The sequence below is a fragment of the Treponema bryantii genome (assembly GCF_900111035.1).
Taxonomy (GTDB): domain Bacteria; phylum Spirochaetota; class Spirochaetia; order Treponematales; family Treponemataceae; genus Treponema_D; species Treponema_D bryantii_C.
This window is the reverse complement of record NZ_FOFU01000004.1, coordinates 29,823-46,373: the sequence shown is the minus strand read 5'-3', so window position 1 is coordinate 46,373 and position 16,551 is coordinate 29,823. Positions and strand designations below refer to the sequence as shown.

At 35.8% G+C, this 16,551-nt stretch carries 2 protein-coding genes; both read left to right on the top strand.

The window, feature by feature from the left end; all coding sequences use genetic code 11:
• The first annotated feature begins 14 nt into the window (after positions 1-14).
• Positions 15-3,548: a DUF481 domain-containing protein gene (locus BMY21_RS08320; protein ID WP_074642781.1), complete on the top strand. Its 3,534-nt coding sequence runs from the start codon at positions 15-17 to the stop codon at positions 3,546-3,548.
• Positions 3,545-16,540 (top strand): Ig-like domain-containing domain, encoded by a 12,996-nt coding sequence (locus BMY21_RS08315; RefSeq protein WP_074642778.1) that lies wholly within the window; start codon positions 3,545-3,547, stop codon positions 16,538-16,540. The genes BMY21_RS08320 and BMY21_RS08315 overlap by 4 nt, the downstream gene beginning before the upstream one ends.
• The last annotated feature ends 11 nt before the right edge of the window (positions 16,541-16,551 follow it).

The window sequence follows — 16,551 nt, the reverse complement described above, 5'->3', positions numbered from 1 at the left end:
AGAGAGTTTAAAAAGTGTCGGGAAAACAATCTAAAAAAATAAGAAAGGTAAAACGATTTTCTAAAAAGGCAGTGATAGGTTCTGCTGCTGCTATTCTCTGTACTGCGCCTGTAGTTCCTGAGGGTGGGGAATTCATCTTGAGCGTATTCCCACACATCTCCTTCCCTATTATAAAATTTGATGAAAGTCTTGCAACCGGCTTTGGTGGTGGAGTTGCACTTACATACAGGCCTGTTGAGTTCTTTAATGTTTTTGCAGAAGGTGATTATAAGCAGTATCGTTTTAATACAAAAGAGGATATTGGTGATATTTCTGTAATCGGTGGTAAGGTAGGTGTCGGATATCATTTACCGATAACTGACCGAATCGGTATGGATATAAATGCCGGTGTCGGATATTACAACTCTACATACGATAACGGACAGGGCTCTTCTGGTTCAAAAACAACTGTAAATGGACTTAGCGTTACTGGTTCCATTGCCTTCTCTTATAAAATCAATCCGGTTTTTGCAGTTTCTGCTGGTGGAGCTGTTGAACATCTGGCTTATAAAGATGGTAAGTTTATTACAAGTGCAGATGTAAATCCTGCTCTTTCTATAAATCTTACTAAAGCTTTTTCTAATAAAGCAAATGTTAGTTTTGATTCTGCAAATTTAAAACCTGTCTTCCCGGTTTTCTATTCCTGGTATAACGACAATCCGTTCGGAACTATTGAAATCAGCAATCATGAAGATGCTGCCATAACAGATGTTCAGGTTTCATTCTATCATCCTGAGTATATGGGGCAGCCAAAGAATTGTGGTGGAACAAAAATCCTTTACAGGGGCGAGACTCTTACGGTTGATCTAAAAGCTTTTTTCAACGAGCAGATGCTCAACCTCAATGAGAAAAATGATTCGCTTACAACCATTACTGTTGAATATAAATATCTTGGTTCAAAGAGATCTGCTACATTCCCATTGATAGTTCCTGTTTACGGACGAAACAATATGTCATGGGAAGATGACCGCTGTGCTTCTGCTTTTGTATCTTCTAAAGACCCTGCTGCTATGTGGTTTGCCAAGTATGTTGTTTCTACTATCAGAGATAATGTACGTAACGGCTTACCTACAAACATTCAGTATGCAATGGGTATTTTTGAAGCTCTTGATCAGTTCGGTATAAACTACGTAAAAGATCCGACTTCAGCATTTGAAGACAATGTCGGAACAGCTTCAATTGACTTCCTTCAGTTCCCATATCAGACTCTTATGTATCGTGGTGGAGACTGTGATGACCTTTCAATTCTGGTCTGTTCACTTTTTGAATCTATAGGAATTAAAACTGCGTTTATTACAGTTCCTGGTCATATTTTTATGGCTTTTGATTCCGGCTTTACGGTAGAGCAGGCAAAAGAGTATTTCATTAATCTTGATGAGTTCATTGTTGATGGAGACAATGTCTGGGTTCCTCTGGAAATTACACTTACTGATGAAGGGTTTAATAAAGCCTGGCATAAGGGTGCCTGGGAATGGAATGTTGCCAATAGAAAGGGCAGTGCAATGCTCTACAAGATGGAAGATTCCTGGAAAATCTATAGACCTGTAAATGTTCCTGGTGCAACTGCACGCTTTACTTTGCCGGAAGAACAGTATGTGGCAAAGCTTTTTTCTCATTCTGTTGATCAATTTGTTATGGAACAGATTGCTCCAAGAATTGCATATTATGAAAATAGAATTGCAGCAGCTCCATCAGCACAAAACTATAATGATTTAGGTGTCCTGTATGCACGTTATGGACTTTTTGAACTTGCAGAGCAGCAGTTCCGTGTAGCCCGCGAGAAAAAATATCTTCCTGCATATTTAAATACTGCAAATCTTTATTTTTCTATAAAAGATTATGAAAGAGCTCAAAACTGGTATAACGAAGTTCTATCAAAAGATGACTCTGTGATTTTAGCAACTCTTGGTCTGGCACGCTGTTCATATGAACTTGGAGATTATACTTCATGTGATACCTATTATGAGCAGGTATATAATACTAACCATGACCTTGCTAAAAAGTATTCGTATCTGGGTGCATTCGAAGATACAACGGGAAGAAGTTTCTCGCTTGCAGACAGACTTGAAAATACAATCTGGATAAACAGTCTTGAAAATGAAAAAACTGTTCATGGTGTTCAGAATGTTCAGAATCAGGTTGCAGTTCAGACTACAGATGTAATATTAAAAACTCCGGCTTCAGAGCAGAAATCACCAGACTTGGAAATCAATAAACAGGTTGCGGTAGTAGTACCAGCGGCTGCCGAAGAGAAAAGTGAAAAAATTGAAAAAGAAGAAGAACCTCTTACAGGTGGTGATGGTGATGACGATGCTAATGGAGAAAATTCTGAAGATACATCAGATAAGAATGTAACTGAAGTTGTCGAAGATACCGTTGCAGAAGAAGCTGTAAATGAAACATACGTTGGAATTGCTTCTGAGCTTGAATTCAGTTTCCTTACAATAGATGACCTTGTAGCACTCGCAGAAGAAAAACTTGAACAGCCTGTTCAGCTTGAAAAGACTGAGTTTGTTGAGCCTGCGGAAGTTGAGGTTGCTGAGAAGTCAGAAGTTGTAGAGAAAACGGAAGTTGCAGAGCCAACAGAATCTTTTGAATTAGCAGAACAAACAGAAATTGCAGAACAGTCTATAATTACAGAAGAATCTGCCCCTGTAGAACTTGCGGAAAATTCTGAAGAACGCATCGAACAAACAGCAGAAGAAGAAACTCTCGTGCCTCAGCCTGAAACTACAGCCGTAGCAGAAATTGAAGAACCTGTTACCGATTCTGAGATTATAGTTGCAGAACCGGTTGAAGCTTCTGTTACTTCATTAATCACCGACGTCCCATTACGCGCCGTTCCAAGATTTACAACACAGCCATCAGAAGAATGGGCTCCAAAAGAAGCCTACGAAGTAGAGTCAATTCCAGGAATGAAATCATTCGAAGAAGAAATGGGCGTTTACCAGAATGAAAAGGCATTCCTTTATAAAGACGAATATGATTTTGCTGTAAATCCTGGAGAAAAAGTTGAAGATAAAAAAGATACAGAAATTGCTCAGAATACAGTTCTCGAAGTAAATCCGTTTACAAGCTTCCTCTCAGAAAAAGAAGCTGCAAAAGTAGAAGCAATCACTAAGTTTAAGCTTGAGAATATAACGGAGAAAGTTTCAGAAAAAATTACCGAGACAGTTTCGGATTCTGTTCCTGAAACGCTACCTCAGGTTTTGTCAGAAACTGTAGCACAGACAGTATCAGAAACTATTACTGAATCTATATCTGAAAACACTGCAGAGACAGTTACAAACACTACCATCACTTCTGTTGAACAGATTCCAGTACCTGAAGTAATTCCAGAGGCTGAAATTGCAACATCAGAAGAAACTGCCGTAGCAGTACCAGTAGTAACGGAAACAACGGTTAATGAACCGAATAATAAGTCAAAAATCCCAGTTATTGCCGCAACAGCAGGAATTGCCGCCGCTATTGCAGCTTTATTTATAGCAAAAAAAAGGAAAGAAAAATGAGAAACTTAAACAAACTCTTATCAGTATTTTTATTTACAGGACTTCTCTTTATTACAGCATTATCAGTGGCAGCCTGTGACAGCTGGATGTCAAATGATAACTTCATGTCAGAGATAGAATCAGAAGTTCACGATGCAAACGCTGCAGAAATCAATGTTTATATTCGTTATGCAAATGCAAAAATGGGATCTACAGAACCTTCTGGAAATACACGAATGAAGGTAGATGTTGCTTCAAAAATTTCGGCAATTACAAGTGATGACTACGGCTTTATAAAATGGGCTGCATTCTCAACAGAAGATTTTGCAACCACTAAACAGCATTCAAATCTTATTTTTATAAATGAAGATGATTACAACACAAATTTTAAAGATAAAGAGCTTCCATCTTCAGTTGTTAAATTTTCAAATGATAAAAGTCCTTCAACTGAAGTAAAAGTATTATCTTCAAGAACTGATGTTTTTATTATTCCGATTGTAACAAATAGACCTACCTATGTTCAGTCAGTTCCTGCCAATGCGGATTATAACGTTGTAAAAAATACATCTATCCGAATTCTTTTCTCAAAACCTCTTGATGAATCTACAATTTATGATTCAGAAGGAAACTTAAACTATTCAATTACAACAAGTTCTGCAACCCTTAATGACGATGAGGAAATTGAAGCAAAAGATATTACAGATTTCTTTAGTCACAAATTAAGTGATTCTGGAAAAATGCTCACCTTAAAACTTAAGGAAGAAGAAGACGAAGATGGCAATAAATTAATCAAGAACTTACTTGATAACCGTCAGCGAATTACAGTTATTCTTTATGAAGGACTTTGTGACCGCTACGGTTTTTCAATGAACGGCAACTATACCTTCAGTTTTCAGACAGGAACAAATACAGATACACTTGCTCCAATTATCGAAGTACTTGTGGGTGGACCGGGAGATATTTGTACAGGTTTTGTTTCTTTCCATGATGGAGAAATTGACGGTAAAGCAACAACAGCAGCAAAAAATGCTCCAAAAGATATCAATAGCACAGAATATACAGATGCTTTGCTTGCTCAGCGTGTAAAAGATAAATTAAATATTTATGTAAAGGCAAATGATATTATTGCATCTGGAAACACTGATATTAACCCTGCAAAAGACTTAAGCGAAGATAACGTAAACTACATTGCAATTAGTGCTTCTCTTTATATTGAAAATACAGATGAAAAAGGAAATCCGGTAACTGCAAATCGTGATGATCTTGAAACAACTATTCCAAAGAAAAATAATATTTACATTCCGGGAACAATAAGTGCAAATGCAGAAATAAATAATCTTTTCACAGAAATTGTACCGTTAGATAAAAATGGCACAAAGTATTCTGGAGGAACTATTTATACTTATGATATAAGTGGACTTCCAGATGGTCTTATTAAAATTGATGTCTGGGGTATTGATATGACAGGAAACAGCGGAGGAGATAAAGAAGCTGGTGCCACATATTATACAAAACACGATAACGGTTATAAATCAATCTTTGTTGTAAAAGATAGTACTCCAATCAATTCTGATTTAGTAAGAAAGAATAAGCTTGTAAAATCAAAATCTGAAGCAGCCCCTTATGGCTGGTACAACAGTGAAACTTTAGGAACAATGCAGCTGTTTGATACTGCACAAAATAAGATTGTTGATAGCGGTAATCAGAAACTTCGTTCATTAGATAATAATCTTTTCTGGTCCTTTATTGTAGGAAAGAACAGCAGTACTCCAGATGTTTCATCAAAAGATTGGGTTCGTATCCACAGTGAAACTTCAGGTGAAAGTCTTTTATATTCTCTTAAAAATGCAAAAGCTGCACAGGATGGTCCGGTTGATATTACACTTTACTTAAAAGATGATATGGGTAATATTTCTGAGCCTGTAGTTCTCGACTCAATCATGTATGATAATACTAAGCCAACTGTTAAACTTCTTGATAATTATGGTGACTTTGTAGATGCAAACGGAAATAAGGCTCTTCACAGTTCTAAAGACGCAGTAATCAGCCAGATTCTAAAAGTCGCATTTGAAGAATTAAATGAAGATGATAACGGAAGTGGTATCCGTCGTCTTGAAATACATGTAAAGAAAGATAACACAGAAGTTGCAGTTCCTCTTGATCCACAAAAGTTTAAAGTTGTGTATGCAGATTCAACAATTGAAAATCCAACTCCTTCTTCAACTGGCATTCGTGAAATTAAAATTGCTTCAGATGACCAGGCTTCAACAAATAATCTTAAAGCATTTAATGTAACCGATGCTTCAAAGATTACAACAGGAACCTTATTCATTTACGGACTTACCCTTGGTGAGGAAGATGGGGATTATACAGTAACTGTAGATCTGTTTGACTCTGCAATGAATAAAACAACAACTTCTGCAAAAACACTTATTTCCCGAGATACAACAGCTCCAGTCGTTAATAAGGTAAAGGTTCTTAATGCACAGTCACGTACTGTTTATGGTGATGCGACTGCAGCTAAAACCTGGTGGATGCCAAAAGATTATTATGATGAAAACAAAAAACTCACAAAGGTTTCTTTAAATGTTGAAATCAATGAATCTGGCTCAGGCCTTGAATATATTAAGGTAGCAGATGATATCGGCTTTACAACAGATACCAAACTTAAGAGAGACAATAATTATCTTGTTGCTGGAAAAGATTATTCTCTTGATACTTCAAATAATACAATCAGACTGCTTGATAATTATACAGCAGCTCTTAAAGGTTCTCCTGTAACACCAATCGTGATAACTCTTGAGAACGTAGAACTGAAGAAGATAAATGATGATACAGGTAATAAGCTTCATTTGCATGTTGATGATTTTGTAAATAACAGTGGTTCAAATATTGTTGCTGGTACAAGCGGCAGCAATTCGCAGTTTACTGTTTACTATCCTGATGAAACAACCGGTACTCTTATTTTTGCTGATAATACAGCTCCTGTAATTGCAGCTCTCAAAGTAGAAGATACGGCCAATACAACTGCAAACATGATCAGCAAGGCTTATGATAAAGATCATTTTACAGATAAAAAGGATGTCGTTCTTACTCTTACACTTACAGCCGAAGAACTTTCAAAGGGTAGTGGTATAAAGACAATTTACCTTTCAGACAATGCAGTATTTACAGCCGCAACAAAGATTTTTGTAGATGGAATAGAACTTACAAATGGTTATGATTTCTCTGCAGATAAAAAATCAGTTAATTTCGATAAGGTATTTACTAGTGCAAATGTAATAAAATTTACAAATGTTCAGATTGTTTCAGATACAGAAGGGGCTCAGGTTATAACAGCAGGTATCACAGACTTTGTTGGTCTGAAATCTGAAAACAAAAACTCTAATACAATTATTTATGATGTTACAAAACCAAAGATTAATGATAATGATGGTATAAATTGGGTAGAAGCAGATACAGGTGTTACACTTGAGTGCGAAGGTGACTGGGTAGTAGATACACAGAAACTTAAAATCAACTTTACAGAAGCAACTTCCGGTGTAAAACTTATTAAATTTTCAATTCATCTTCTAAACAATACAACAGATATATTTGAAAATCCTTTTGATTCTGGTTCTGACTTCAAACTATATTATAATGATGTAGAACTGATTAAAGGTACAGATTATTCAATTGATTCAAACAAACAATTCATTGTTTTAACAACTCCAAAGACTTCAGGAAGCTTTAAATTTGAAAACCTTAAACTCACAAATACAAATATACAGGGAACTTATGTAATTGACGTTGACTTACTCGATGCGGCAGAAAATACGATTAATTGTTCTAAGTCAATTGCAATTGATAGTATCCCTCCTGAATTAAATGATAAGCTTATAATTCCAGGCGTGATTAATGCAAAAGAACTTATCGTAAATGGTGGTTCTCAAATATTGGCAGAAGATATAGCTGGCTGTGGAAACAACTGGCTTAAGTATGCAGATGTAGGTGGTACAGATAAGGCTGCTGATTCTATTCCAGTTTTGATTACAATCGAAGAACAGGGCTCTGGTATTAAGGTTATTACTTTCGGTGAAAATGCAGTTCTTGATAATAACCGTACACAGCTATGGGCTGTTGATGAATATGGAAATCCTGTTTATGACTTGAAAGAGCCTCCTGCAGGAACTGCTGCAAAATCATATACAGTAAATTCACAGAATAAAACTATTACAATTGATAATTCTATAGATGCTCTGAATGCAAATGGAGATAACCTGAAGTTCAAGGTTATGGTTAAGAATGTAGGTATTGATATTAAAGATACTGAAACCACAGTTTCTAAAAACAAAATTACAGTAAAAGTTCAGGACGTTGCAATGCACGAAACAGGAGATATAGATACCTATGAAAGCTATATTTATTCTGACAGCCGCATGCCTGCAACTCCAACAGATTTTAAACTCATAGACCGTGCATATTCAAAAGATGCCTCTATACCAACAATTGCCGCTTCAGAAAACTACACAAATGAGACAATTGTAGATATGGAATTCAAACTTGACGGTTCAGAAAAAACTGGTTCAGGTTATCATGAGTTTAGAATTAGTGGCGCAAGATTTACAGATAATTCAGTTATATCAATGACATCAATTGATGGAAATGAAGCTGTTTTGTGTAATGGTTCTGCAATTCCATTTGTATTGTCAGAAGACAAAATGACACTTACTCTTAAGACAACTGGTACAAATGCAGAAAACTTTGTAGTACGCCAGGCTGTAAAGGTTAAGATTACAAATGTTGAGCTTACAAATGGAATTCAATCTGTAACTTCTGGAACTGAAAGAGAAGTTTTACTCACTGCTTATGACCTTATAGGAAGATATAATTCAGCTGCAAGTGACAAAATCTGGTTCGATAATACTCCTCCAGAATTAGAGAAAATATTTACAGCAAATTACTCTTCAAGTTCTTATAGTGGTGTACCTTCATATTATGTACCAACTATAAATGTTTACCCACATGCAAACGATGAAAATGGAACTGGTGTCTTGATTAATTATGGTACAGAAACAAATGTTCCAACATTCTATACTGCAACAACTTACAATACTGGTTTCTATCAGTATAACGGACAGGTTTCAAGTTCATCATCATCGTTAAATACAAACTTTACTCATGGTGCTGTTCTTGGAATCCGTGCAAAAGATACAACAAAACTGGGCGGTTATTTCACAAGAAAAGATGATACTGCACCAAAAACATTCCTTTATTATTCTTTAGATTCTAACTTCTCAAAAACAAAAGCAGCTCTTCTTACAAGTGGAACAAACCTCAGTTCTGATAAGCGTGGTTCACGACCTACAGCTACAGATGATTCTGAAGCTCTCTGGTTTGGTTTTACAACTGGAAAATACTCTGCAGTAATTGTCGATGAGGCCGGTAACTGTAGCGAAATATTCCATTTTGCTGTTGTACAGGATACAACAAAACCTGCAAAAGAATGGGGCAGTGGCAGCAATGCAGACAGCCTTAATAATCGTGTTCTTTTGCAGATGCCGGATAACAGTGCAAAGGCTTATACAAATTCAGCCATTACAGTAGCAAATAGTAATGAATTCCGTAGATTCTGGGCATGTTCTAGTTCTGCTTATAGCATACGAACTAAAAAATATGTAACAAAGAAAACTAGTAACAAATATAAGATTCAATTAAATCTTGGTGGAACATATACTTCAGCAACACCAATCACAAAAATTGATGGTTCAGAAGCAAGTACAACAACCTCTTATTCTGACCTTTCTTCAACAATAAGTTCTTCTCCAATTGAAATGTATGCAATCAGTACATTCTATGGTTCTTGGCCTACTAGTGCAGATGGTAATAGTACAAGCGGTAAATACAAATATTCTCCAGTTGTTCCAAAAGGAACTACTTTCCCTAGTGGACAGTCACATTCAAGCTCAAGTACTTCTTATTTAGGTAAAGATTATTTCGAATATGGAGATTGTCCTACTTCAAATTCATGGTATATATATGAAACCGATGTTTCTTACTGGCATTCATATAGCTCAGGAACAACTTACACAGATACTTTTTCATGTAATAGTACCTCAATTTCCAGCTATGTAGACTCAAATAATAACCTTATAATCGAAATTCCAAACACCCATAGTACGGCTCCAATTTCAGTATTCCTGCGTGATGGTTGTGGTAACATGCAGTATGTTGTTTGTGGTGTATATACAGATAGTGATACAGATTCCAGCTCATATGGACAAGAAGTTGCCATAAGCTTTGTAGTAGATGAAAAACTTGGTTATGCAGAAACATCAAATGGTATGGTTGCTACTCCAATAATCATGCAGAATCCTTATATGACTTATGTTACTTCTAGTCCAAGTGTAGCATGGCCTTTAAGTTCAGGTTCAACTGGTTTTACCTGGAATCATAACACTGGTAATGGTGACCAGGGTGGTGAAGGTACAAAACGTGGATTTATAAAAGACTATGCAAAATATGCAACTTATTATAATCCAAATATAGATTATTCGAATACAGCTCAGCAATTTAAGATTGGACTTACCTTGAATTATGATACTCGCTCATATAAGCGTGACTATCCAGAAGATATTCTGTTTAATTCAGATTTAGGAAAAGTAACAGATCCTGAGCCTTTAAGTTCTGATTCAAGTAAATCTGATTATACATGTCGTGCTTTGCTTTATTGTACACAAAATTCTTCAAAACCAACTTATGATGAAATTATTTCGGCTGGAGTAAATGTAAAAAATTCTTCTGGTGGTTTTAGAACATCATGGGTTGGTGTAAAGGCAAGTAACGATACTTCTCTAAGAGATGATTCTACTGAAGAAGATATAAGATATAAGGTTACAGGTACAACAATCCTCCTCGACTATCCAAGGCCTGATTATACAGCCCTTGGCTGGACTATAAATGAAACAAACGGGGAACCTAAACCTTACTACATCTGGTATATTTTTGAAGACCGTGTAGGAAACTATGAAATTGCAAAGATTGTAAACAGTAATGCAACCGGAAATCAACTTACAACAGAAACAAGCGGAATGTTTGACCGTTGGCTTTATGATAATGAAGCTCCAGTAGTAACAACCCGGGGACATGGCTTAAATCCAAACGAAATAACAGCAGATAATATTGCTGAGCTTGTTGCAAGTAACAACGGATTTGTGCCTTATGTGGATAGTGATGGCAATGTTTATGTTCATGCATCAAAAACACATACAAGTTTGCAGAATGGAGCAACTCTTAATTCAACTGCTGGTAATGGTACAACTCATAAAGCAGATGGTCATGAAACTTATTCAATATATAATAACTTTGTTGATCTGGTTGTTTCTGAAAATACTGGTGTTCGTGCATTTGCCTGGTCTACTTCTAACAATGTAAATTTTTCTACAAGTTTTACAGATTCTTCAAGTTGGTATACTGGTTCGAATGTATATTGGTATGTAGGTTGGGGGCCAGTAACAAATTCTGGTGGTCTAGCAAAAGATATAGCAAATGGTTCATTTACCTATGGCTCAAGTTCATATAAGCCGGAGAATGCCTATTATTATGGCAGCACAGATTATTCAGGAAAATATTCTGGTACTAAAGTAAATACAGTATTCCCTTACGGAAAACTTAGTACATCAACAGGAACTGAACTCTGGCTCCATGTAATGGACTGGACAGGAAACATTTCTCATTACAGGATGGGAGCCTCTGGCGTAAAATTTATAAATGACTCTGTAGCTCCATCTTATACAACTTCGACAGCAGAGAAATTGGAAACAGGTCAGTATTATATTAAGAAAACTGCTAGTACCCCTCTGTTAAAGATTGCCGGTGCTGGAGAAAAGGCAATAAATGAAGAAAATATAGATGTTTATATTCCGGAAGAGTATTTTGCAGAAACGGGTTCTGGTATAAAGGGCTATTCTTTCAGCGATGATGGAACAGGTATTGCTGAAAAGATAGGTGGAAAATCATATCTTAGTATTCCTTATAATAGATATCATGGTCTGACATCTGATACTTATTATGTATATGATAATGTTGGTAACGTACAAGAACATTCTTTGAATTATGATTTCGATAATAAACCTCCTAAGATTGCCAGTGTTGCCTTTGTAACTAAACTTGATTCTTCAGGTCAGGGTAAATTTGCCGATGTCGAAAATGGTCTAGGAACACAAGGTGTTTATACATCATTTGGAGGAGTAAGATTCTACGAACATAAAGAAAAGAATTCTGACAATGAGGAAATTAATAAGTATTATGATGATATAAGCCATTTCAAAACAGGTGAAGTTCAAGAAATTTATATCACTAAAGAAAATGCTGTTAAATTCCAGATTAATTTTGATTCAGAAATCAAAACAGAAAATGAGTATCTTGATGATATTAAGATTAATCGATGGGATTCTGATACAAGTAAGTGGGTAACTGTAACTTCATGGAAATCAAATAACACATCATGGTGGCTTGGAGAAGGTGAAACTGAATCAACTACTGTAATCCGTGCAATGGGTACTTCAGATAGCAGCGGTTACGATAAACTTACATATACAGCCGAAGGAACCTACTATCAGATTCTTGCTACAGATATTTCAGGTAACTCTAACTGCCAGTATTTTAAGTTGTATCTTGATAAAGCAGCTCCAACTTTTGCAACTACAACTCCAAATCCAATAGTTACTCTTGGAAAGGGTTCTATTGGTAAAATTGGAAGTACTTACTATTATACAGCTGATAATACAGGTAAACTTAAGCTCAATTTTGCTGTAGTTGATTCTGGAATTGGAAGTGTTCCTGAAAGCGGAACTTATGCTGGGGATTTGAAGAAAATATGGTATAGTTTGACAGGAACAGAAGATTCCTGGACATTAATCGAGGATCCTGCCAATGCAGAAATTCAAATCGCAAGTGGTGATATTGAAACTATCTACTTTAAGGATGCTCTTGGAAATGTTACTAGTGGTTCAGATGTATATCCAGGATTTGCATATACTAATCCAAATGCAGCCACTGGAACAGATCCAAAAGTTATAATTTCAAAACTCAACTTTTATGGTGATGATACAGTTAACGAACCGCTTCCAAGTGCTCCATTTATTGAAGTTGGAGAAATTAAGAAAGATGGTAAACGAGCAAATATCGTAAAACAAATTACAACTTATGGTATGGGTTACTCAGACACTAATCTCAGTTCGAAGAGTACTACAGATTTGGATACACATGTATATACGGAACAAATTTCAGCAGGAACTGTTCTTATAAAAGGTGAAGGTGATGAGATTCGTAAAAGACTTACGATAACTTTCCCAACCTCAAATAATAAGATTATTGGTTATCTCAGATTAAATGATAAAGATGAAAATGGTAATACTCTTACTCCAAGTACTACAGCAGGTATCTACAGTTTGAAAACACTTGAACATGAATTTACAGAAATCTTACCTACAGGAGAAGATGACGATTATAGTCCATTTACAATAAAGTATTATGCAGTTGATATTGTTGGAAATGTGAGTCCGGCTCTTAAAATTATTTATAGTTATGAAAATCCACATAAAGCAAAAGATATTAGATTAATTGAAGATCCTGAACATTCAGATCTTATTAAAACTGATGTCTTACAACAGATGCATGATGATCACCTTACATTTGCGAAATTCCTGACTGTTCCTGGAAGTACAAGTGGAAATCAATATGGAAAGCCTGGTATTCGATATTTTGATGGTGGATATTTGATTGTTCGCTGTTCATTGTTCGATATAGCTGGTGATGAATATCTTGAAACCCCATCTTCAATAGAATTATGGGATATTTGGGGAACTGGTAAAAATGAGCGAAAAAAGCGAGGTGTTAGTGATACAGGAGCAGAGTTCTTCAAGATTTATACCTCTGCATTAAATACTGATTCCAACCCTGCAAATGACGATAAAGTTGGTGGTACTACAGCAGATAAAGACCGCTATTATTGTTATGTCGCTTTTAAGTTAAAATATGATGAAGATCAGGATTCCGAGAAAACTCCATCATCTGGTTGTTTCAAGAACAATGATGATTTTGATGGCAGCAATATTTATTTCAAACTTTGCGGTGAGACAAGCTCAGACTACTGGTTGATGTATAAATCGGATGATAATGACACAACCAAAAAATATGGTTGGAAGATTGATGATGCAGCGCCTGTGATTGACTCTGCATATGTTCGTTCTGCTAATAATGGTATAAAGGGATACAGAAAAAATGGTTCAATTGAAATTGCCTATGATAATTATGATTCAGGCTGGAATTATAAAACAAATTATTATTCCAAAGATATGATTATCTATATTCCACAAACAAAAATTACTGAAAAATATAATGGAATACAGTACAAAACAATTGTAACCGGTGGGGCAACAGATATTGATTCAGGCTGGAAGAATCTTGATACAGCAAGTATAAAGTGGAAGAATAACGATTTTAGCAATACAGATTGTTATAGTTTCGAATTACCAAATGTTGCAACAATTCATAGCAGTATTCAATTCTATCTTAAGGATGAAATTGGAAATGTTTCTGAATATATAGTTGGAAATCCTGATCATGGTGATTACACATGGTGGATTGTAAACGACTGTTTAACAAGTGTAAGTGTTACTGCACCTGCAGAAGGCTGGTCAGAAACAGCAGAAAAGTTTACATTTGATGTATCGATTCCAAGTGGAAGTGTTATAAAATCTGTAAAAGCTAAGGTTGGTGGTGAAGAAGTTGCTTCGACAGTTACCTTTAATGACTACAATAAGGGTAATGATACTGATAAACCAATTCAACCAATACTTGATGGTGAACAAGGCTGGTTAAATATATCTGGTATTAAAGTTTCTATTGATAAGAGTCTGATTGTCAAAGGTTGGAACGCAAAAGATGTTACAATTATCCTCAATAATAATGATGAATTAAAGGGTAGTGTAAAGAAGTTTGTTCCAGCAAAACCTCTTGGTGAAGGAAATATTTCTATAAACACAGGAGAAAATGCAAAATCATGGATCTCTGGAACAACAGAATACGTTCTTCCAATTGCATTTACAGGTGGAGCTGGAATAGACAATGTTTCAAGTATTGAAATTGGAACTGGAGAAAATGCTGCAGAAGGAGTAACTGTTGAATGGACTAGTGGTGCAACTACAGTTACTATTAAGAATGTTCCTGCACAGATCTGGAGTGATCAGAAAGTATACCTTAAGATAAATGGAACAATAACTAAGGAAGTATTTACAATTCAGGCTAAAGCACTTAATGAAGGAAATATTTCAATAAATACAGATGCAGATACTAAAAAGACATGGGAATCTGGAACAACAGAGTATGTACTTCCAATTACATTTACTGATGGAGCAGGTATAGAAAACGTAACAAGTATTGGAATTGGAACTGGAGATAATGCTGCAGAAGGAGTAATTGTTGAATGGACTAGTGGTGAAACTACAGTTACTATTAAGAATGTTCCTGCACAGATCTGGAGTGATCAGAAAGTATACCTTAAGATAAATGGAACAATAACTAAGGAAGTATTTACAATTCCGGCTATAGCTCTTGGTGAAGCAAACATTTCTATAAACACTGCAGAAGATACTAAGAAAGTATGGGTATCAGAAACGACAGAATATGTTCTTCCAATTACATTTACAGGTGGAGCAGGAATAGGAAATGTTTCAAGTATTGAAATTGGAACTGGAGAAAATGCTGCAGAAGGAGTAACTGCTGAATGGACTACTGGTGCAACTACCGTTACCATTAAGAATGTTCCAGGTCAAAACTGGAGTGCTCAGAAAGTATATCTTAAGATTAACGAAACTATAACTAAAGAAGTATTTACAATTCCGGCTAAAGAACTGACTGCTGATGACATTGAAATAGCATCCGCTACATGGAATGATTCAACAAGTTATGAATTACAGGTAACTCTTAAGAATGGTGCTACAGTTAATAACATCACAGCTGTAGCTGCTTATAATGCTGATGCTGCATTCAAGGAAGAAAATGGTACTGTTAATAAGACTGTAGTAGTTATAAGCGGTATGAGAAAACTCTGGGATGGTCCACAAAATGTATCAGTTAAATTCAACAATAATGAGTCTATACAATTTAATGTATTGACAATTCCTCAGAGAGAAATCAAAGATTCTGATGTTACTATAACTCCTACAAATCCGGAAACCTGGTCAGATAATCTTTCATATGTTGGATTTACGGTTACTTTATCTGAAGGACTTACTATAACAAAAATAGATATTGATGGAAACATCGCTTCAGTACAGGATAATTATGGTGGTAATTATGGTTTACAGGCAGCAGGTGGAACAACAATTGCTAAAACTGTTACAGTAAAAGTTATAACAAATCATGGGGAGGTTGAAAAAGCTATATTCCCTGTTGTTGATTCCAACGTTGCAAATCCAAATATGAGTGGTCGTTCTGTTCTGGGATTGATAAAAGATCTTGCTGCTAAGATAAGTAATAATGACCAGAATACCTACTCTGATAATAATATTAGACGTTACAGAGCTACAGAATCAGAACTTGCTGTAAATAATGATGTTACAGAAAAGTCTGTAAAAGAAGCAAAGAAAGCCGCTAAGAAAGCAAAGAAGACTTCGAAGAAAGCTTCAAAGAAGGCAGATGATAGTTTTGATCAGGTTGTAACACAGCCTCAGATTGTTTCTGACAAGGCTTTGAATATTCCAGAAGCAACACTTACAGATGATGTGACAGTTTCAAAGGAACCAGACATCCTTGAAAACGCTGACAGTATAATTACACAGACTGTAGAAGAAACAGAATCGATTAGTGCAATCAAACCTGTAGCAACTGCTGCTGCTGAAATAGAACCTGCTGATCAGTCTGCTGATACAAGAAAGTCTTCATCAAAGAGTTCGGTAATTGTGATTATGCTTGCAATCATCGCCAGCTTTGGTGTTTTCTGGTATTATAAGAAGGGAAGAAAGAATTAAAAAGAAATTCC